General features: G+C 61.5%; 21 protein-coding genes. 16 read left to right on the top strand and 5 right to left on the bottom strand.

Annotated elements, in window-relative coordinates:
- Window positions 1-58 precede the first annotated feature (58 nt).
- Window positions 59-1,036, top strand: coding sequence for an alpha/beta fold hydrolase (locus HNE_RS14355; protein ID WP_035592388.1), 978 nt, complete (start codon window positions 59-61; stop codon window positions 1,034-1,036).
- A gap of 98 nt (window positions 1,037-1,134) precedes the next feature.
- On the opposite strand, the gene HNE_RS18440 is transcribed toward HNE_RS14355, so the two are convergent.
- Both HNE_RS18440 and HNE_RS14345 read right to left on the bottom strand, forming a co-directional pair.
- Entirely contained in the window at window positions 1,135-1,503 is a 369-nt protein-coding gene (locus HNE_RS18440) for a hypothetical protein (RefSeq protein WP_011647877.1), read from the bottom strand.
- A gap of 215 nt (window positions 1,504-1,718) precedes the next feature.
- Window positions 1,719-2,174 carry a MarR family winged helix-turn-helix transcriptional regulator gene (locus tag HNE_RS14345; RefSeq protein ID WP_035592382.1) on the bottom strand — a complete coding sequence of 152 codons (456 nt, stop codon included), beginning with the start codon at window positions 2,172-2,174 and terminating at the stop codon, window positions 1,719-1,721.
- A gap of 96 nt (window positions 2,175-2,270) precedes the next feature.
- Between HNE_RS14345 and hppD the strand changes: the two genes are divergently transcribed.
- From hppD to HNE_RS14310, 7 genes are all read left to right on the top strand, one after another.
- Window positions 2,271-3,371, top strand: coding sequence for a 4-hydroxyphenylpyruvate dioxygenase (hppD, locus tag HNE_RS14340; protein ID WP_011647875.1), 1,101 nt, complete (start codon window positions 2,271-2,273; stop codon window positions 3,369-3,371).
- Window positions 3,371-3,919 carry a VOC family protein gene (locus tag HNE_RS14335; protein WP_011647874.1) on the top strand — a complete coding sequence of 183 codons (549 nt, stop codon included), beginning with the start codon at window positions 3,371-3,373 and terminating at the stop codon, window positions 3,917-3,919. The genes hppD and HNE_RS14335 overlap by 1 nt, the downstream gene beginning before the upstream one ends.
- Before the next feature lie 3 nt (window positions 3,920-3,922).
- Entirely contained in the window at window positions 3,923-4,588 is a 666-nt protein-coding gene (locus HNE_RS14330) for a hypothetical protein (protein ID WP_035592376.1), read from the top strand.
- A gap of 22 nt (window positions 4,589-4,610) precedes the next feature.
- On the top strand, window positions 4,611-5,624 hold the full coding sequence (locus HNE_RS14325; RefSeq protein WP_011647871.1) for a fumarylacetoacetate hydrolase family protein: 1,014 nt from the start codon (window positions 4,611-4,613) through the stop codon (window positions 5,622-5,624).
- Window positions 5,625-5,776: 152 nt separating this feature from the next.
- Window positions 5,777-6,289, top strand: coding sequence for a hypothetical protein (locus tag HNE_RS14320; protein WP_011647870.1), 513 nt, complete (start codon window positions 5,777-5,779; stop codon window positions 6,287-6,289).
- 18 nt (window positions 6,290-6,307) lie between these two features.
- The gene (locus tag HNE_RS14315) at window positions 6,308-7,015 is read left to right on the top strand and encodes a CoA transferase subunit A (RefSeq protein WP_011647869.1); all 708 of its coding nucleotides are present in this window, start codon (window positions 6,308-6,310) and stop codon (window positions 7,013-7,015) included.
- Window positions 7,015-7,641, top strand: a complete 627-nt coding sequence (locus tag HNE_RS14310; protein ID WP_011647868.1) for a CoA transferase subunit B — start codon at window positions 7,015-7,017, stop codon at window positions 7,639-7,641. Before HNE_RS14315 ends, HNE_RS14310 begins: the two co-directional genes overlap by 1 nt.
- Window positions 7,642-7,694: 53 nt before the next feature.
- Here the strand turns inward: HNE_RS14310 and carA are convergent, their stop codons facing one another.
- Window positions 7,695-8,855, bottom strand: a complete 1,161-nt coding sequence (gene carA / locus HNE_RS14305) for a glutamine-hydrolyzing carbamoyl-phosphate synthase small subunit (protein ID WP_011647867.1) — start codon at window positions 8,853-8,855, stop codon at window positions 7,695-7,697.
- A gap of 161 nt (window positions 8,856-9,016) precedes the next feature.
- Between carA and HNE_RS14300 the strand changes: the two genes are divergently transcribed.
- The 6 genes from HNE_RS14300 to HNE_RS14275 all read left to right on the top strand — a co-directional run bounded on the left by HNE_RS14300 (window position 9,017) and on the right by HNE_RS14275 (window position 16,049).
- Complete coding sequence (locus tag HNE_RS14300) at window positions 9,017-9,511, top strand: GatB/YqeY domain-containing protein (protein ID WP_148205899.1); 495 nt, start codon at window positions 9,017-9,019, stop codon at window positions 9,509-9,511.
- 121 nt (window positions 9,512-9,632) lie between these two features.
- Window positions 9,633-10,385: a hypothetical protein gene (locus tag HNE_RS14295; RefSeq protein WP_035592370.1), complete on the top strand. Its 753-nt coding sequence runs from the start codon at window positions 9,633-9,635 to the stop codon at window positions 10,383-10,385.
- A gap of 138 nt (window positions 10,386-10,523) precedes the next feature.
- Window positions 10,524-12,407: a DNA primase gene (gene dnaG, locus HNE_RS14290; RefSeq protein ID WP_011647864.1), complete on the top strand. Its 1,884-nt coding sequence runs from the start codon at window positions 10,524-10,526 to the stop codon at window positions 12,405-12,407.
- Window positions 12,408-12,481: 74 nt separating this feature from the next.
- Window positions 12,482-14,482: an RNA polymerase sigma factor RpoD gene (gene rpoD / locus HNE_RS14285; RefSeq protein WP_011647863.1), complete on the top strand. Its 2,001-nt coding sequence runs from the start codon at window positions 12,482-12,484 to the stop codon at window positions 14,480-14,482.
- Window positions 14,483-14,584: 102 nt separating this feature from the next.
- Entirely contained in the window at window positions 14,585-15,220 is a 636-nt protein-coding gene (locus HNE_RS14280) for a hypothetical protein (RefSeq protein WP_011647862.1), read from the top strand.
- A 79-nt stretch (window positions 15,221-15,299) separates the two neighbouring features.
- Window positions 15,300-16,049: a DUF72 domain-containing protein gene (locus tag HNE_RS14275; RefSeq protein ID WP_011647861.1), complete on the top strand. Its 750-nt coding sequence runs from the start codon at window positions 15,300-15,302 to the stop codon at window positions 16,047-16,049.
- A gap of 20 nt (window positions 16,050-16,069) precedes the next feature.
- Here HNE_RS14275 and HNE_RS14270 read toward each other — a convergent pair whose 3' ends face one another.
- Window positions 16,070-17,359 (bottom strand): O-acetylhomoserine aminocarboxypropyltransferase/cysteine synthase family protein, encoded by a 1,290-nt coding sequence (locus HNE_RS14270; protein WP_011647860.1) that lies wholly within the window; start codon window positions 17,357-17,359, stop codon window positions 16,070-16,072.
- Window positions 17,360-17,410: 51 nt separating this feature from the next.
- On the bottom strand, window positions 17,411-18,256 hold the full coding sequence (locus HNE_RS14265; RefSeq protein ID WP_011647859.1) for a KPN_02809 family neutral zinc metallopeptidase: 846 nt from the start codon (window positions 18,254-18,256) through the stop codon (window positions 17,411-17,413).
- Between the two features lie 224 nt (window positions 18,257-18,480).
- Between HNE_RS14265 and HNE_RS14260 the strand changes: the two genes are divergently transcribed.
- Together HNE_RS14260 and HNE_RS14255 are read left to right on the top strand one after the other, a co-directional pair.
- Complete coding sequence (locus HNE_RS14260; RefSeq protein WP_011647858.1) at window positions 18,481-19,269, top strand: transglutaminase-like domain-containing protein; 789 nt, start codon at window positions 18,481-18,483, stop codon at window positions 19,267-19,269.
- Window positions 19,270-19,850: 581 nt separating this feature from the next.
- Window positions 19,851-20,252 carry a VOC family protein gene (locus HNE_RS14255; protein ID WP_035592368.1) on the top strand — a complete coding sequence of 134 codons (402 nt, stop codon included), beginning with the start codon at window positions 19,851-19,853 and terminating at the stop codon, window positions 20,250-20,252.
- Window position 20,253: the final 1 nt, after the last annotated feature.

The raw sequence follows: 20,253 nt of genomic DNA, 5'->3' as shown, positions 1-20,253 counted from the left end.
AGGCGCAGGTGGGGGTATCTTTTGAGGCAACGCGTGTGCGCGGCGGGGATACCTGCTGATGCGCCGTTTCCGGGAAGAGATGAAATCGGGCGGCGAGATGACCGGGATCGAATTTGGCGATCCGATCAAGCCGTTTGCCGCCATCTGGCTTCACGCGACCGGCTTCAATGCCATGACCTATCAATCGCTGCTGGCGCCGCTGGGCCTGCGGGCCCGCATTGGCGCGCTGGACATGCGCGGGCATGGGCGCACGACGATCCCGACCAAAGGCGGGCTTTCCAGCTGGAACCGCTACCGCGACGATGTGATCGAGTTTCTGGAGAAGGAAGCGCCGCAGGGCGTTGTGCTGGGCGGCCATTCGATGGGTGGCTGTGTGGCGCTGCTGGTGGCGGGTAAGCGGCCGGATTTGGTGAAGGGGCTTGTGCTGGCTGATCCGGTAATCCTTGCCCGGAAGACCTATTTCTGGAACCATGTGTTTCCCCCCTATAACTGGCTGTTTGCGCGCAACAAGATGGCCTCGCGCGCCAAGAAGCGCCGGGCCGAATTCGGATCGTTCCGCGAGGCGCTCAGTTCCTATAATGGCCGCGGGGCGTTCCAGTCCTGGCGCGAGCCGTTCCTGGCGGACTATCTGCTGGACGGGATCGACCGGGTGGATACCGGCCCGCAGGACGCCGAAAACCAGCGCTGGGCGCTGACCTGTACGCCGGCTTGGGAAGCCAAGACCTTTGGCGCGCAGCGCCATGCGCCCTGGGCGGCGCTGAAGAAGGTGCGCCAGAAGAAAATTCCTATCGTCATCATGCGTCCCAACCGGGACTCGGTGATTTCCGGAAAGGTCCGGGCGCAGATCATCCAGCAGAATCCGTCGCTGATGATGCGCGGCATTCGCGGCACATCGCATTTCCTGCCGATGGAAGCGCCGTATGAAATCCGCGACCAGCTGTCGGCGTTCATTGCGCGGCTGGTGGAGCGGTTTACGCTGGAGGAGGACGCGCCGGTGGAGCGCGGTCTGCGCCAGCGGCGGCGCCGGGCGGGGTAGGGCGGTTTCTGGCAGCGCTTGCGGCCGGAACGCGCGCTGTTTAGGGCGCGGCCGGTGCTTGCGTTTTTATTGATCGGATTTCCACCCGCTGCGCGCGGCTAGGAGGTGTCGGGGGTGAGCCCGCTTATCCTTCGACCCCGCGCAGGATGCGCTTCGAGGCGGATGCCGTCGAAAACCTCCGTTGGAGGGATTTCGGATTCCTCCAGGAAAACTCCAACGAGGTTTGGAGATATGTGGCTTTGCCAGACCGGATCATCCCAGCCCGGCTTTACCGCTTCCGGCTTACGATAGGCGCGCCAATGGTCGCCGACCTGGACGATGTGGACCTGGCCCCAGCGGGTAACCGAGATGAGGAGGGTGCGGAGTTCTTTATCCTGACGTTTGAAGATCCAGCGCAGCTGTAGCCAGAGGTATGGCCAGAAGATTGGCGATACGTGGGTGTAGAGGCGGGCGATCTGGGGTGTCATGGGAGGGAGTATAGATCCGTTCCCGGAGGGGGTGGATGAGATTTCTGGAAATCGCGGTTTTGCTGCAGGTTCAGCGGAAATAATGGTGGATAGGCGCCGTTGGAGTTTTTTGCGGAAAACTCCAACAAAACTCCAGCCACGGGCGCGCCAGACTTGGACAGATCAGGACAATCTCGGACAAACCGGGACAGATCAGGACACTTCCCGGACACCCCTTACCAAAGTTCGCGGTCCGGGGAGGCGGATTTGGCCAGCTTGATCATAAGGCGGGTGAGCTCGGCCTGTTCGGATTCTGAAAGGGCGGAGACGAGGTGGGCTTCTTCGGATTTCGCCAGCGGGACGATCAGCGTATAGATGCCCGCGCCTGCGTCGGTGAGGTAGAGGTTGGAGCGGCGGGCGTCGTCTTCTGAGGGGCGGCGTTCGAGATAGCCCATCTCGATGAGACCGGCGACGGCGCGGCTGACGGCGACTTTGTCCATCTGGGTGCGCTGGCCGATTTCGGTGGCGCTGATGCCGGGCGTGTCGGCGGTGACCGCCATGACGCGCCATTGCCAGATGGAGAGGCCAAATTCGCGGTCATAAAGCTCGGCAATCTTCTGGGAGATGGCGTTCGACAGGACCGACAGCCGGAAGGGCAGGAAGGTGGAGAGGCGCAGGGGCGTGTCGGACATCGGGTTTTCTCTCATCGGAAGCATCTTGCGGGCACGCGTGAAATTAGTTACATATGAAACTATATATTTCACACGCGCAATATGGAGCCTTTTGCCATGGCTGATCTTTTCGACAATCCCGCCGGCCTCGATGGATTCGAGTTCATTGAGTTCTCTGCCCCTGAAAAAGGCATTCTGGAGCCGGTTTTTGAAGGCATGGGCTTCACCAAGGTTGCCCGGCACCGCTCCAAGGATGTCGAGCTGTGGCGCCAGGGCGGCATCAACCTGATCACCAATTATGAGCCCAAGTCTGCCGCCTGGTATTTTGCGCGCGAGCATGGCGCCTCGGCCTGCGGGATGGGCTTTCGCGTGCGTGATGCGCGCAAAGCCTATGACCATCTGCTGACGCAAGGGGCAGAGCCCGTGCAGGTGGAGACCGGGCCGATGGAGCTGCATATTCCCGGCATCCGCGGCATCGGCAATTCGATCATCTATCTGATCGACCGGTATGACACCGGCGCGAATGAGCTGTCGATCTATGACATCGATTTTGAGTATCTGCCGGGCGTGGACAAGACGCCGATGGGCGCAGGCTTCAAGCTGATCGATCACCTGACGCATAATGTTTACGGCGGCCGCATGAAATATTGGGCGGACTTCTATGAGAAGCTCTTCAATTTCCGCGAAATCCGCTATTTCGACATCAAGGGCGAATATACGGGCCTCACCTCCAAGGCGCTGACGGCGCCGGACGGGAAGATCCGCATACCGCTGAACGAAGAGGGCAAGGGTGGCGGCGGCCAGATCGAGGAATTCCTGCGGGAGTTCAACGGCGAGGGCATCCAGCATATCGCGCTGATCTGTGACGACCTTTATGCCTGTTGGGACCGGCTGCAGAAGCTGGGCGTGCCGTTCATGACGGCGCCGCCGCCAGCTTACTATGAGATGCTCGACGGGCGCCTGCCGGGGCATGGCGAGGACGTGAAAGCGTTGCAGGCACGCGGCCTTCTCATGGACGGAACGACCGAGGGCGGCGAGCCGCGCCTCTTGTTGCAGATCTTCGCGCAGGCACAGGTTGGCCCGGTATTCTTCGAGTTCATCCAGCGCAAGGGCGACTATAAGGACGGCTTTGGCGAGGGCAATTTCAAGGCCTTGTTTGAATCGATGGAACGTGACCAGATTGATCGCGGCGTACTGAAGACTGAGGAAAAGGTTTGATGGCAGCCCCCAAACTCAAAGGCGTTCACCACGTCGCCTATCGCTGCAAGGATGCGAAGGAGACGGTGGAGTTCTACAAGAAGACGCTGGGCATGGAGTTCCAGCTCGCCATTGCCGAAGACCATGTGCCCTCCACCGGAGCATATGATCCGTACATGCACATTTTCCTCGATGCGGGGAATGGCAATGTGCTGGCCTTCTTTGAGCTGCCCGAGCAGCCCGAGATGGGGCGCGATCCGAACACGCCGGTCTGGGTGCAGCATATTGCGCTGCGGCTGGGCAGCCTTGAGGAGCTGCACGCGGCAAAGGCGCATCTGGAGGGTCTCGGCATCGACGTGCTGGGGCCGACGCATCATGGCATCTTCAAGTCGATCTATTTCTTTGATCCCAATGGGCACCGGCTGGAGCTGGCCGCCGACATCAGCACGCCGGAACAGATGGCGCAGCTGAAATCGGTCGCCGAGCCGATGGTTGAGGAATGGAGCGCGACGAAGAAAGCGCCCCGGCACGCGGCCTGGCTGCATGAGAAGATCAAGGAAGAGAGCTGACGGGTGATCTCCAAAACTGATCCTGGTTACAAGGAGACGATGCGGATCAAGCTTGGCAAGGCCGCTCTTTCAGCACCTGACGCGCGGTTGTGCGCGTGGATTGCATCCCACTACGCTGCGCCGCGCCCGATAAATGTTCACTTCGATGTAATCCATCATGGCGCGCTGCCCCGGCTGAATATCATCTTTGACCGGCGGGGCGATGGCGCCAGCTTTCAAAAGAAGGATGGAATGGGTTTCAACACGCGCAAGCAAAAGAGGGTCTTGAAAGCCGCCCGCGAACTCGGCGTGCTGGATCATCTCGACACGGCTTTGCAGGATAAAACGCTGGTGATTTTCACCGAGTTCGAAAATGCCGTCAGAGAAGAGGCAGCTGCCGCGATCACGGAAGCGGATGTCGAAGCCATCCGGTCTGTCATGCCGGGTCCTGCGGTCTGGCTGGTTTCAAGAATCTTCGGATGCGCCATTGTGTTTTTTGAAACCACCAGTGAAATGAAAAGTAGTGCGGGAAAGCGCGCACAGGAAGCGTGGCGCCAGGCGCTTCAGTCAAAATCGAGCGACTATGACGCGTGCAGGTATTTCGACACAGAGCCTATGCAGGTGCACTTTGACTCAAGAGAGAACTTCGAAAAAACCTACAACGGAAACTGGCGCGCCTACTATAATTAGAAGCTGATCAGAGGGAAATTACTTGAAACTCTCCACACTGAAGAATGGCGCCCGCGATGGCCGCCTCGTCGTCGTCTCGAAAGACCTGACCAAATGTACCGATGCGGCTCGCATTGTGTCGACATTGCAGGGCGCGCTGGACAATTGGTCTGTCTATGGGCCGCAACTCGAAATGCTGGCCGAGCAGGTGGAGCTGGGCTCTGTGCCGACTTTCCGGTTTCATGAGCATGACGCGATGAGCCCGCTGCCGCGCGCCTATCAGTGGGCGGACGGATCGGCCTATATCAACCATGTGGAGCTGGTGCGTGCGGCGCGGGGCGACAAGGTGCCTGAGAGTTTCTATTCCGATCCGCTGATGTATCAGGGCGGCTCGGATGGCTTCCTCGGCCCGCGCGACGCTATTCCTCTGAAAGACGTGGCCTGGGGCTGCGATATGGAAGGGGAGGTGGCGGTGATCACCGATGATGTGCCGATGGGCGTATCGGAGGCAGAGGCCGCAAAGCTCATCCGTCTGGTGATGATCTGTAATGATGTGAGCTTGCGCGGTCTGATCCCCGGCGAGCTGGCCAAGGGGTTCGGGTTTTTCCAGGCCAAGCCCGCGAGCGCGTTTTCGCCGGTGGCGGTGACGCCGGACGAGCTGGGCGATGCGTGGAAGGATGGCCTCGTGCATTTGCCGCTGCGCGTGGACTTCAATGGCCAGCCGTTTGGGCGGGCGAATGCGGGCGTGGACGCGACGTTCAACCTGCCGCGCTTGGTGGCGCATGCGGCCAAGACGCGGGCGCTGGTGGCAGGCTCGATCATCGGGTCGGGCACCGTTTCCAACAAGGATGAAGGCGGCGGAGCGGGCAAGCCCGTGGCCGAGGGCGGGCTTGGCTATTCCTGCATTGCGGAGATCCGCATGATCGAGACGATCCGGGACGGGGCAGCGAAAACGCCGTTCATGAAGCCGGGCGACACGGTGCGCATCGAGATGTGCGACGCGGCAGGGCATTCGATCTTTGGCGCGATCGAACAGACGGTGGAGGCGGTGGGCTGATCGTTTCGGGGCGGTCTTGTCTTGCGCTGCGGGCTGTGTTTCAACGCTTGTTGAAATTCAGCGTCTGGCCCGGTTTTGACGTTTCCTATTCTGCGGGTGGCCGCTAATCAGGCGGTAAGCAGGCAGATGCGGAGCTTCAGGCGGGGCAGGTGATGGACGAGCGAGTATTCAGGAAAAGCTGGGGCAATTATGTCGGCCCGGTTGTGCGGGGCGCGTTGACGCTGGTGGCCATGGGAATGCTGATTATGCACCAGCCGGACGTGCAGCGCTGGATTACCGCTATTGTGTTCCCGATGCTGAAGCCCTTTGCCGAATGGATTGTGGCGGGGGTTATCCTGATCCTTGGCTACTGGTTTGTGCGCTCAGTGTTCAAGTTTCTTTGGCTGCAGACGTTTCATGTCTCGGTCAGCGCGCGGGGCGTATCGGCGGGTCATGGGCTGATGCCCTGGAACAAATGGCACCGGAGCTGGGAGCCGCATCAGATTTATAACTGCCTCTTTCACAGCAAGGGGTTTTTCGACTGGGCGCTGCGCCATGGCGATCTCATCCTGCAGGGATCGGAAGGGGCAACCCAACAATTCACGTTCACCCGGATTGCGCATGTCCGGGCGGCCTGTGATCTGGTAAATCAGGTCCGGGCGCGGCCCAGCATGACACCGGCCTAAACACCTTCCGGAGGCGCAATGGCGAGCAAGATCTATACTACGGCGAAAGAGGCCCTGGACGGGCTTCTGCATGACGGCATGCTGATCGCAGCGGGCGGCTTTGGCCTCTGCGGCATTCCGGAGCTGTCCATCGCGGCGATCCGCGAGAGCGGGGTGAAGAACCTGACCGTCGCCTCCAACAATGCGGGCGTGGATGGCTTTGGCCTCGGCCTGCTGCTGGAGACGCGGCAGGTGAAGAAGATGATGAGCTCCTATGTGGGCGAGAATGCCGAGTTCATGCGGCAGTATCTTTCCGGCGAGCTGGAGCTGGAGTTCAACCCGCAGGGAACCCTCGCCGAGCGGATGCGTGCGGGCGGCGCGGGCATTCCGGGCTTTTACACCAAGACCGGTGTGGGCACCGTCATCGCCGAGGGCAAGGAACATAAGGATTTCGGCGGGCAGACCTATATTCTCGAAGAGGGTATCTTTGCCGACCTTGCCATCGTGAAAGCCTGGAAGGCGGACACGACGGGCAACGCGATTTTCCGCAAGACGGCGCGCAACTTCAACCAGCCGGCCGCGACCTGCGGGAAGGTGTGCGTGCTGGAAGTGGAAGAGATTGTGGAGCCGGGGGAGCTTGATCCCGATGGCATTCACCTGCCGGGGATTTATGTGCACCGGATTGTGCAGGGGACGCATGAGAAGCGGATTGAGCAGCGCACTGTGCGGAAGAGGGAGGCAAGCTGATGGCCTGGACACGCGATGATATGGCGGCGCGGGCCGCGCAGGAGCTGAAGGACGGGATGTATGTGAACCTTGGCATCGGGATTCCGACGCTGGTGGCGAACCATATTCCGGCGGGCGTGAATGTGACGCTGCAATCGGAAAACGGCATGCTGGGCATGGGGCCGTTTCCGTTTGAGGGCGAGGAAGACGCCGACCTGATCAATGCCGGAAAGCAGACGATCACGGAGCTTCCGCATACGGCTTATTTTGACAGCGCGACCTCTTTTGCGATGATCCGGGGCGGCAAGATCGCGATGGCGATCCTGGGCGCGATGGAAGTGGCGGAGAATGGCGACCTCGCCAACTGGATGATCCCCGGCAAGCTCGTGAAGGGCATGGGCGGGGCGATGGACCTTGTGGCGGGCGTTGGCCGCGTGGTGGTCGTGATGGATCACGCCAACAAGGCGGGCGAGAGCAAGGTGCTGAAAGAATGCACGCTGCCGCTGACGGGGAAGGCCGTGGTTGACCGGATCATCACCGATCTTTGCGTGATGGATGTGGTCGAGGGCGGGCTGAAGCTGGTGGAGCTGGCGCCGGGCGTGACTGAGGATGAGGTTCGGGCGAAGACTGAGGCGAAGCTTATTTAGATGGCTCGGTGCTGTCCGTGCAAAGAAAAAGGCCGCCCTTGGGCGGCCTTTTGTTATTTCGCGCGATAGTCCCGCATCAGGCCCGCGAAGCGGGTGAAGAGGTAGAAGCTGTCTTGCGGGCCGGGGGAGGCTTCGGGGTGGTGCTGGACCGAGATGATCGGTTTGCCTTTGACCGCGAGGCCGGAATTTGTGCCGTCGAAGAGGGAGCGGTGGCTCTCCTCCACGCCAGGGGGAAGCGTGTCGGGATCAACCGTGAAGCCGTGGTTCATCGAGACGATCTCGACCTTGCCGGTGGCGAGGTCCTTGACGGGGTGGTTGGCGCCGTGGTGGCCCTGCGCCATCTTTTTGGTCTTGGCGCCGAGGGCGAGACCAAGGAGCTGGTGGCCAAGGCAGATGCCGAGGATGGGCAGGCCCGAGGCGACGAGGGTTTTGATCATTTCGCCGGAACGCTCGAAGGTGGCGGCCGGGTCGCCAGGGCCGTTGGCGAAGACGATGCCATCGGGTTTCAGGGCGAGGACTTCCTCAGCGCTGACATTGCCATTGACGACCGTGGCGCGGGCGCCGGCGCTGGCGAGATTGCGCAGGATATTTTTCTTCACGCCGAAATCGATGACGGCGACGTGGAATTCGGCATTGGCGAGCGCGGTCTGGTGGCCGGTGGCGGCCTGCCAGAGACCTTCGGTATGCTCGAAAGGGGCGTCCTGGTCGACGACATCGGCAAGGTCTGCCCCGTCGAGGCCATTCCAGCTGCGGGCGAGTTCGACAAGCGCGTCAAAGTCGATCTTTCCGTCCGGCTTGTGGCAGATGGCGGCCTTGGGCATGCCTTTTTCGCGGATGCGCTTGGTCAGCGCGCGCGTATCGATGCCGGAGAGGCCGATGATGCCGCGCCGGGCGAGCCAGACGCCGAAATCTTCGGTCGAGCGCCAGTTGGAGGGCGCGGTGATCGGCTCGCGGAAGATGGCGCCGCGGGCGGCGTCGGCTGCTTCAACGGTGGATTCTTCGTGATCTTCGGCATTTGCGCCGACATTTCCGATATGCGGGAAGGTAAACAGCACCAGCTGGGACGCATAAGACGGGTCTGTCAGTATTTCCTGATAGCCGGTAATCGCCGTGTTGAAGCAGAGCTCCCCCACTTTGATACCGGCAGCCCCAGCCCCGAAACCCGCGAAAATCGTACCATCTTCAAGGGCCAAGGCACCAGTGGCTGAGTCCATATCTTGATTCCTGCTCATGGAAGATATACCTCTCACCGCTTGCCAGTCTGGTTGACATCGTTTTAACCGGTCTGGTCAAAACTCGGCCGCTTATTGGGGCTGACTCTCCGCACCGTCAAGCAAGGCGTATGTCGCGGAGTGTAGAAAGGCATAGGACCGGCATGGGCCGCGAAGATATTACTGCCTGTATGGGCCTCAAGGCCCGTATCCTTCAAGCACTCAAGGACGAATCTGCCCGGACGCAGAACGAGACGCGGCTGAACACGCTGCGCCTAGTCGAATGCGCCATCCGGGACAGGGATGTCTGCGCGCGTGGGCGCGGCGAGGGCGAAGGTTGCCCGGACACCGATGTGCAGCGCGTGCTGCACACGATGGTGGCCCAGCGCGAAGAAGCCGCCAGCGAGCATGAAGAAGAAGGCCGCATCGAGGACGCGCTGCGCGAGCGCGACGAGATTGCGATCATTCAGGCATTTCTGCCCCAGCCACTTGCGGGCAAGGCGCTGGATATTGCCGTCAAACAGGTGGTCGAGGATCTGGGGGCATCGAAGCTCAAGGATCTGGGCCGCTGCGTGACCGAGCTGAAGACCCGCTATCCGGGCCAGATCGAAGCGGCGAGCGCCGGCAAGGCGGTTCGCACCGCACTCAGCCAGGGCTGAGCCGCCGCCTGATTTTCAGAAGCGCCTTAGTCTCGCCTTGAGTCTGAAAAGACGGAAAGGTTGGAACAAGTCAGGCCGGGGTCCGTTGGTGGGGCAAGTAACCACTGAAAAGGACTTAGCCATGAAAATGCTTCTTGCTACTGCCAGTGCCTCCGCCCTGCTGCTTGCTGCTGCCGCCTGTTCAGACGCAGACGCTCCGGCACAGACGGCTGGCTATGAAACCAACGGCCCGCAGATCGAAACGGTTGATGACGCTGATGACCAGACGGTCGAAGCGGCTGAAGCAGATACCGATGTCGATGCGTCGACGCGGACCGAGTACACCCTTGCTGCCGGCGAGATGGAAGCTTCCGACCTGATCGGCGCTTCGGTGCACGGTCCGGCCGGTGAAGAGATTGCTACTGTTGCCGACATCTTCCTGGGCACCAACGGCATGGAGCCGGTGCTTCTGGTCCGTGACGGCGGCATCAGCGGCCTGGGCGGTGACCTGCGCACGCTGAACTTTGACGCCGCAACCGTTTCGGGTGAGGCCGGTGATGAGCCAGACCTGATCATTGCGATCACTGAAGAAAATCTCGAGACCTTGCCGGAATTTGAGCAGGACGAAATGAACGATTTCCGTCTCGCTTCGGAAATGATGGGCGCAGTGCCGGCCATGAGCTTCAGCGATGAGCAGGCCCGTGTGAACGACCTGATCGTGACCAATACCGGTGAGCTGAAATATGCCGTGATTTCGCCGGGCCTTGTGTCCACCGACCAGATCGTGATCGACGCCAATGCGATCAAGGTCGCAGAGGGTGATGGAGAAGGCGAGGTCGTGATCGACATTGATCAAGCCGCCTTCGATGAAGCCCCGATGTACCGCTGGGAGTAGTCGCAGCCGTGATCGATCCGAGGGCCCCGCCGAAAGGTGGGGCCCTTTTTCGTGGACGGTGTAGTGGGCAATTGTATTTTTGGGGGAAATGCCAATCTCCGGTCCCGCAGCTCCGGCAAAGGTGGTATCCTGAAACCCATGTCTTCTTCCCCCATTCGCATCCCTGATGGCTTCGTTGATGAGCTGAAGGCCCGTATCCGGCCTTCGGACGTGATCGGGCGCAAGGTGAAGCTGACGAAGAAGGGCAAGGAGTGGGTCGGCCTCTCGCCGTTCACGGCCGAGAAGACGCCGAGTTTCTACGTCAACGACCAGAAGCGCATCTTCAAATGCTTTTCCTCCGGCATGGGCGGGGACGTGATCAACTTCGTGATGGAGACCGAGCGGCTCTCCTTCATGGAAGCGGTCGAGAAGCTGGCTGAGGAAGCGGGCATGGCCCTGCCCAAGGCGAGCCCGGCAGCGGCAGAGGAATATGATCACCGCAAGCGGTTGCAGGCGGCGTGCGAGGCGGCGGCGGATTTCTTCGAGGCGCGGCTGCGCTCCTCTGAAGGCGCGGGCGCGCGGACGTATCTGGAGGGCAGGGGGCTGGCGGCGTCGAGCTGGAGCAAATACCGCCTTGGCTACGCGCCCGATGACTGGCGGCGCACGCGGGCGCATCTGCAAGCCGAGGGCTTTACCGATGGCGAGCTGCTGGAAGCGGGCATCATCAAGGAAAACGACAAGGGCGGGGAGCCCTATGACGCGTTCCGCGGACGCCTGATGTTTCCGATCCCCGATTCGCGGGGCGGGATCATTGCGTTTGGCGGCCGCGCGCTGCAGCCCGATGCCAAGCCGAAATATCTCAATTCGGGCGACACGCCGCTCTTCCACAAATCAACCGTGCTCTATCGCTACAAGGCGGCGCGCGAGGCGCTGGGGCACGGCGAGGGCGGCGGGCTGATCGTCTGCGAAGGCTATATGGACGTGATCGCGATGTGCGAGGCGGGCTTTGGCAATGCCGTTGCCCCGCTCGGCACGGCGCTGACCGAGGAGCAGTTGCAGCTGCTGTGGCGGGCCGGGCCGGAACCGGTAATGTGTTTTGATGGCGACAAGGCGGGGCTGGGCGCTGCGTATCGCGCGCTCGACCGGGCGCTGCCCTTTGCCGAGCCGGGGCGGTCTGTTTTCTTTGTGCTGCTGCCCGACGGGATGGACCCGGACGACCTGATCCGCGCGCGCGGCGCCGGGGCGATGAGCGAGCAGCTGGCCGCTCGGTTGCCGCTGTCAGAGCTATTGTGGCGGCGCGAGCGGGACGCGGAGCCGCTGGACACGCCCGAGCGCCAGGCCGGGCTGGAAGCCCGCCTGATCGCGGCATGCGGGCATATCCGGCATCCTGGTGTCAAATCCGCGTATGAGCGGGATTTGAAGTCGCGGCTGCGCGACCATCTCTGGCAGCTGCGCGAAGCCAAACGGGCGGCCAATTACCAGAAGCGGCCAGGGCGGCCCGGCCGGCCCGGATCGGCACAGATTCCCCCCGGCGGGGAAGAGGCGCAGGAACTTCTCAAGCAGGGCGGGCGCGAGAAGATTGGCGGGCTACGGCTGATCATGAGCGCGGTCGATAATCCGGGTCTGTTATCGATCGGCGCGGAGTTGCTTGCCCAGTGTGCGCCGGCCGAACCGGATGCCGCGTTTCTGCGAGATGCAGTTCTTGACCTGGCAAATGACGGAATCCCCATTGACCGGGGGACAATCACCGCCCATCTAACGAAATCTGGGAACATACGTGCTGCCGGTTTGCTCAAAGATTATCCCGTAACGCCTCAGATAGCGACCAATGGGTCCGAGGCACGGGAATGGCTAATCGCTCTGGAGCAATTTGTGGCGAAGCGGCGTTCCCGCGATCAGGAGACGGGCTCTGGTACGGATAGTGCGAGCGCGGACCCTACGTTGTCTCCGCAAGAATGGCGGAGGCGGCTTCAAATGGTCGCGGAACGAAGGGCCCTCAAGGTCCGTATGAACGAGGCATCCAGCAAGAGCAGCGATAGCTGAACTGAACGGTAAAGCGACAGGCACTGGCACGGCAGCTTGCGAGGCTACCGGTCCGGACGGGAGATAGCTGAGATATGGCGACAGCCACCAAGAAGAAAAAGAACACGGCCGGTGACGGCGAGGGCGAAGACGACAAAGAGACGGAAAGCGGTCTTGTCGATTTTAACGCCACAGACGTCAAAAAGGTTCTGAAGCGCGCCCAGAAGCGCGGCTTCATCACCCATGATGAGATAAACCAGCTTCTGCCGGACTCCGACATGAGTTCCGACCAGATCGAGGACGTGATGTCCCAGATCTCGGAGATGGGCATCGCTGTGGTCGAGACCGAGGAAGAGGCCGAAGAACAGGGCAAGGCCCTCACCAAGATCGAGGACAAGAAAGTCGTCGCCAAGAAGGGCAATGCCCGTGGCAGCGACCGGACCGACGATCCGGTGCGGATGTATCTGCGCGAGATGGGCGCGGTGGAGCTTCTTTCCCGTGAGGGCGAGATTGCGATTGCCAAGCGCATCGAGGCCGGCCGGGACGCGATGATCCGCGGCCTGTGCGAAAGCCCGCTGACCTTCGAGGCCATGATGGTGTGGCGCGATGAGCTCATGAATGAGCGCATCCTGCTGCGCGACCTGATCGACCTGGAAGCCACCTATGGCGCGGAAAATCCGCCGCCCGAGCCCAAGCCTGTCGAAGAACGCCCGCCTGAGCCGGCTGCGCCGGTCAAGGGCAAGAAGCGGTCTGCCGAAGAGGTCGACGAGGTTGAGGCTGAGCGCATGCGCCAGCAGCAGCAGGAAGAGGAAGAGGAAGACGACGCGGTTGCGATGTCGATGTCGGCGATGGAAGGGGAGCTGCGCGAAGGCGTGCTCGCCAAGCTCGACGAGATTGCCGACGCGTTCAGCCGTTTCCGCAAGCTTCAGGATCGCCTGCTGGTCCGCCGGATTGAGGGCAAGGACCTTACCCCCAAGGCACAGGGCGAATATGACGACCTGTCTCTGCAGATCGTGGACAATCTCAAGACGATCCACATCAACAACGCCCGTATCGAGGCGCTGGTGGAGCAGCTCTACGCCATCAACAAGAAGCTGATGGGCCTTGAAGGCAAGCTGATGCGTCTGGCTGACGCTCATGGCGTGCCGCGCAAGGAGTTCCTGCACAACTATATCGGCAGCGAGCTTGAGCCTGACTGGGCCGAGCGCGTGCGCGAGATTTCGGCGAAATGGAAACGCCTGGTCGACGGCAAGGGCGAGGAAGTCCAGGTCGTTCGCGACGAGATTTCCGAGATTGCCCAGGAAATCGGCATTCCAATCGATGACTTCCGCCGGATCGTTCAGACCGTGCAGAAGGGCGAGCGGGAAGCGCGCATCGCGAAGAAGGAGATGGTGGAAGCCAACCTCCGCCTCGTGATCTCGATTGCCAAGAAATATACCAACCGCGGCCTGCAATTCCTGGATCTCATCCAGGAGGGCAATATCGGCCTCATGAAAGCGGTCGATAAGTTCGAATATCGCCGCGGCTACAAATTCTCGACCTATGCCACCTGGTGGATCCGTCAGGCCATTACCCGCTCTATTGCGGACCAGGCCCGGACGATCCGTATCCCGGTGCACATGATCGAGACGATCAACAAGATCATCCGTACACAGCGCCAGATGCTGCACGAGATCGGCCGCGAGCCGACCCCGGAAGAACTGGCCGAAAAGCTCGGCCTGCCGCTGGAGAAGATCCGCAAGGTTCTGAAAATCGCGAAAGAGCCGATCTCGCTGGAAACGCCGATTGGCGACGACGAGGATTCAAACCTCGGCGACTTCATCGAGGACAAGATGGCGCTGCTTCCCGTGGACGCGGCCATCCAGTCGAACCTGCGCGAGACGACGACCCGCGTGCTGGCTTCGCTCACCCCACGTGAGGAACGCGTTCTGCGGATGCGCTTTGGCATCGGCATGAACACGGACCACACGCTGGAAGAAGTCGGCCAGCAGTTCTCGGTCACCCGCGAACGCATCCGCCAGATCGAGGCGAAGGCGCTGAGGAAACTCAAGCACCCGAGCCGGAGCCGGAAGCTGCGAAGCTTTCTGGATACCTGATCCAATTCCAAAGGGCGGCCCAAAAGGCCGCCCTTTTTGTATGGCTTGACGAAGGCCGCAATGCCGGGTCGAATATTCGGATACCCTGTCGGAGCTCGTCCCATGCGCGCACTTATCCTTGCACTGATCGCTCTGGCCGCGGCGCCGGTTTCTGTCGCACAGACATATTGCGCTGCCGAGAAGCTTGCCGAACATTGGGAAGTGTCAGCCGGCAGCAAGAGCTACAGCCTCAAGACCAATGTGTTCTTTGTGTTGCCGGATGCCGCCAAAGTCCGCTTCGCCGAGTTCAATGAACTAATGGGATACGGGTATGTCACCGGCGGCGACGCCGAATTCAATTATCGCAGCGATGGCGACATCTATTTCCGCACGATGGCGCTGGCGGTGAACACCGGAGAAAAATGGGTGAGCGTCGCGGAGGTTCTCAAGGCCCAAGGCAAACAGCTGCTCATTGCATTTCGAGAACCGGGCGGCGGTGTCTTCGCCTATGCTTCCTTGGGCGATCAGATGGCCGGTAAGCTGCCAACGCAATTCGGGATACTTCAAGCTGAGCAAGCGGCGCCGCTGCACGAGCGGCTGGAAAGCGGCACGCCTTTCGATGTGCTTCTGGCTACGAATGATACGGTTATTGCAGAGGTTGCCGGGTTCACTTTTCCTGACTTCGCAGGCGGCAAGGCCGAGGCGGAATCCATGCTGGCGGCGTTGGAAGAGCAAGCCGCAGCAGGCGAGTGCCAATAAAACTGGCAAGAATCGGGTCGCGCATTTCCGGAAACTACATTAGTTTTGTTTTCTCTTTATCTTTACGAAGAGGACCTTCATGCCCCATCCCATTCGTGTCGGTATTGGTGGCTGGAATTATGAGCCGTGGCGGGAGACCTTTTATCCCGCCGAAGTGAAGAAAGCGGGCGAGCTTGCCTATGCCAGCGGGCAGGTGACGGCGATCGAGATCAACTCGACCTTCTATCGCGGCCAAAGCGAGGCGACTTTTGCAAAGTGGGCGGAAGAAACGCCGGATGGCTTCCGCTTCACCGTGAAAGCGCACCGGGCGACGACGATCCGCAAGACCGCAGACGATATGCGCAGCTCGGTCGGCATGTTTATTGAGGGCGGCGTTACGGCGCTGGGCGAGAAGCTGGGCGCGATCAACTGGCAGTTTCCCGAGACGCGCAAGTTTGATGCCGATTATTTCGGCGCGTTCTGCTCCTTCCTGCCGCCCGAGCACAAAGGCGTGCGCCTTCGCCACGCGATCGAAGTGCGCAATGAGACGTTCCGGAATGAGTCGTTTACGGATCTTATGCGCCGGCATGGCTGCGCCGTGGTGTTCGCCGATGATCCCGACTGGCCGATGCCGGATGTGGAGACGGCGGATTTTGCCTATGCGCGGTTGCAGCAGTCGCAAAGTGATGTTGAGACAGGGTACGAGGCGGGCGCGTTGGATGCCTGGGCCAAGACCTTCAAGGGTTGGGCGAAGAATCGCGAGGTGTTCGCCTTCTTCATTGCGGGCGCCAAGGAACGCAATCCGGCCGCCGCAAAGGCGCTGATTGAGCGAGTCGGGCGGCTCGGATAGAGCCGCCCTTTCCCGGTTTTCTAGCCTGCCGCGTTCAGGGCCTGGTCGAGGTCTGCGATCAGGTCTTCTGTGCCTTCGATGCCGATGGAGAGGCGCACCACGTCTGGCGCGGCGCCTGCGGCGATCTGCTGCTCATCCGTCAGCTGACGGTGGGTGGTGGAGGCCGAATGGATGACGAGGCTGCGCGCGTCGCCGAGATTTGCCACATGGCTGAAGAGTTTCAGCGCGGCGACGAACTTCATGCAGGCGTCATAGCCACCCTTCAGCTGGACCGTGAAGAGGGCGCCGGGGCCTTTGGGCGTGATGCGCACGGCGCGGTCTTTATACGGCGAGGAGGCGAGGCCTGGATAGGTGACGGATTTCACCGCCGGGTGGGTTTCCAGCCAGGCGGCGATCTTCTGCGCATTGGCAACGTGCTTTTCCATCCGTAGGGAGAGGGTTTCGATGCCCATCAGCGTGTAATGGGCGCCTTGCGGGTTCATGGTCATGCCGAGGTCGCGCAGGCCAATGGCGATGCCGTGGAAGGTGAAGGCGGCGGGCCCGAAGGTCTCATGGAAGTTGAGGCCTTGATAGGCAGGCTCTGGCGCCGAGAGGGAGGGGAATTTGTCCGATGCCGACCAGTCGAACTTGCCAGAATCGATGATGGCCCCGCCGGTGACGGTGCCGTTGCCGGTCATGTATTTGGTCAGCGAATGGACGACCAGCGTGGCGCCATGTTCGATCGGGCGGCAGAGATAGGGCGTGGCGGTTGTGTTGTCGACGATCAGGGGAATGCCCGCCTCATCGGCAATTTTTGCCAGCGCGTCCAAGTCGCTGATATAGCCGCCGGGATTGGCAATGGTCTCGCAGAAGATGGCGCGGGTGTTCTCGTCAATCGCGCCTTTGACAGCGGCGAGGTCTTCGGTGTCGATGAGCTTTGCCGACCAGCCGAAGCGTTTGAAGGTCTGGGTGAACTGGGTGATCGTGCCGCCATAGAGGCGCGTGGAGGCGACGATGTTCTTGCCCGGTCCCATCAGCGGGAAGAGCGCCATGATCTGGGCCGCATGGCCGGAGGAGCAGCAGACCGCGCCGGCGCCGCCTTCCAGCGCAGCAAGGCGGGCCTGAAGCGCGCCGATGGTCGGGTTGGTGAGGCGGGAATAGATGTAGCCGACTTCCTGCAGGCCGAAGAGGGCGGCGGCGTGGTCAGCGTCGCGGAACACATAGGCCGTGGTCTGATAGATCGGCACCTGGCGCGCGCCCGTTGCGGGGTCTGGCGCGGAGCCGGCATGGATCTGGGTGGTGGCAAAGTCTTTGTATACGCCGTCAGTCATCGGCTTACTCCCTTTTAGTTTTTTGGTCAGGTGGTGTGATCCGGAGCCGGATCAGTTAGAGGTGTTGCAGACGTTTGGATCGCCGCTGTCATAGCCCCGGCGCAGCCAAGTCATGCGCTGCTCGGCCGTGCCATGGGTGAAGTTTTCCGGGGTCACATGGCCCTGGGTGCGCTTCTGGATCATGTCGTCGCCGATGGCGTTTGCGGTTTTAAGGCCTTCTTCCAGATCGCCCGGCTCCAGCGCGACAGCGCCGCTTGATGCGCTGGCCGCGTTGGCCGCCCAGAAGCCGGCATAACAGTCGGCCTGAAGTTCCAGCGCGATGGAATACTGGTTGGCTTCTTCCTGGCTGCGGGCCTGCTGCTGCGCCTGACGGGCTTGCTGGGAAGCGCCGGTCAGCGTCTGGACATGGTGGCCGAATTCATGGGCGATGACATAGGCGCGGGCGAACTCGGCGCCCGAGGCACCCAGCTGGGTTTCCATATCGCGCCAGAAGCCGAGGTCGAGATAGACGCTCTGGTCAGCCGGACAATAGAATGGTCCCATGGCAGATTGGCCGAAGCCGCAGCCGGTATCGGTGCCCTGCTCATAGAGAACGACGCGGGGCGGGGTGTAGCCTTCCAGCGCGCCGCCCCAGACATCATTGATATTGGCGCCGATGACATCGACGAAGAGGCCCGCTTCATCCTCGGGCGTGCCTTCAACGCCGGCCTGCTGGCTGGCGCCGCCCTGCTGCTGGCTTGTTATCTCCGCGATCTGCTGAGGCTCCATGCCGAACACGAAATAGCCGATCAGCGCGATGATGATGACACCTATGCCGCCGCCACCGGCAACCGCGCCCGCGCTCATGCCGCGCCGGTCCTCGATGTTTCCGCCTCTGCGTCCGCCCTGCCATTTCATCTGCAACTCTCCCTGTCCGGCCGCGACCGGTAAAATTTGCTTTCGATATGTCTACAGGCAAGTGGGGGGAGCATGCCAGCATTGCCTGTCGTGGCAAGGTTCAGTGAGGCTCTTTTCTTTCGGGTCTGTTTCAGTCATTTTGCAACCAATCCCATGGTTGCGCGCTTGATGGCCGGGCGCGCGCATCGGCGCTCATCCCACTCCAGAACTACAGGACGCCCAGCATGCGCGTGAAGATAGACGCTTCGCTTGCCTACAACTTTGCCCAGCCGGCCGATGTGCTGCTGTCGCTCGAAGCCATCCGGTCGGACGATCAGACGATTGTGTCTGACCGGCTCGCCGCTCTGCCAGAGAGCGGGTTGAAGCTGGCGGAGGGGCCGGAACGGTTGGGGCGGCGGCGGTGGCTGGAGGCGGAGGGCGACGTGACGATCTCGTACACGGCGCTGGTGGATGTTTCGCGCCGGCCGCTGAGTATTGCGGGCCTGCTTGTGCCAGCCCGGCGCGACCTGCCTTATGATGTGATCAGCTATCTGTTGCCGAGCCGGTATTGCGAGGCGGAGAAGCTGTCTTCCTTTGCGGAGGAGGCGTTCTCCGGCGCTGTGGGCGGCGATCTGGTGCTGAACATGGCAGACTGGATTTTCGAGAATTTCGAATATGCGCCGGGCAGCAGCAACGAGACGACGACGGCGACCGATACGTTTCTGATGCGGCGCGGCGTGTGCCGGGACTTTGCGCATACGCTGATCAGTTTCTGCCGGGCGATGGGTGTGCCTGCACGCATGGTTTCGGCCTATGCGCCGGCGATTGATCCGCCCGATTTCCATGCGGTGGTGGAGGTGTGGCTCGACCATGCCTGGCATCTGATCGATCCGACGCGGCTGTCACGCGAGGAGGAGCTGGTGCGCATCGCCATCGGGCGGGACGCGACCGATATAAGTTTCATGACGATCTTCGGCGCGGCCGAGCTGCGCGATCAGCGCGTGGCGGTCGAGGTTGTCGCGGGCAACGGCTGATGTAGCTGTATCCGGACTGGCGGAGCCATCCGGGTTCGGAGCAGTTTGGGTGGCTCCTTCAGGTGGAGCCTCGTGCGCGGCGGGCGCCGCGGCGCCCTGAAAACTTTGTAGTGTTGCGGAGTGGGCGCTTTCGCCCGCCGCGCACTGCCGCCGGAGTTTCGGGCAGTAGGATTCGGGATGACTTCGGCGCTGCCAGGCCTTGACCACTTACCATTAACTCTCGTGACCTTGGATAAATACCAAGGCGGGCCAGTGGGGATTCTCTACCGGCTTTTTGGTCCGGCTTGCCTGGATCAACGTCCCTAGAGATGCGGCGGGCCGTAAAGTCCACCGCGTCCCATCCTCCGGGGCGACCTCCTCACAAACCGAACGGTACCGGCGCGGCTCCTGTGAGGAGGATGCGCTTAATGTGGGGGAGAAGGAGACCCCGGCGGATAAGTTGGCCGGACTATTTTCGCAAAGCCCGGCGCCGCTGCGCATCTGGATGTGCGCCGGTGTTGGACAGCGGCGCGCGTATCCTTCCCACCTGCTTGGCAGGCGCCGTGTCCGTTGCCATATCCTGGCAGCATAGGAGCCCGCACATGAGACTGAACCAGGTGACCGTTCCCTGTATCGACTATGAGGCAAGTTGCGCCTTCTACGCCGCGCTTGGTCTCACGCGCATTGTCGACTCAGGGCCGCGCTATGCCCGGTTCGAGTGTCCGGCGCGTGAAGGCGAAGAGCCTTCCACCTTTTCGCTGCACAGGGTTGAGCAAGTCGCGGAAGGGGAAGGCGTCAGCGTCTATTTCGAGGTTGAAGACCTGATGGCCGAGGTCGGCCGCCTGTGCATGCACGGCATCCATCCGGCAGAAGGCCCGGCCGAGCAACGCTGGTTGTGGACAGAGGCCTGGTACCGCGACCCCGCCGGAAACCGTATCTGCCTCTATAGGGCCGGCAAGGCGCGCCGCTTCCCGCCCTGGCGGGTGGATGGCCGCGCAGAATAGG

Origin of the sequence: Hyphomonas neptunium ATCC 15444 (genome assembly GCF_000013025.1) — a bacterium.
GTDB lineage: Bacteria > Pseudomonadota > Alphaproteobacteria > Caulobacterales > Hyphomonadaceae > Hyphomonas > Hyphomonas neptunia.
The sequence above is the reverse complement of the archived record's forward strand: the minus strand, read 5'-3'. Positions and strand labels throughout refer to the sequence as shown.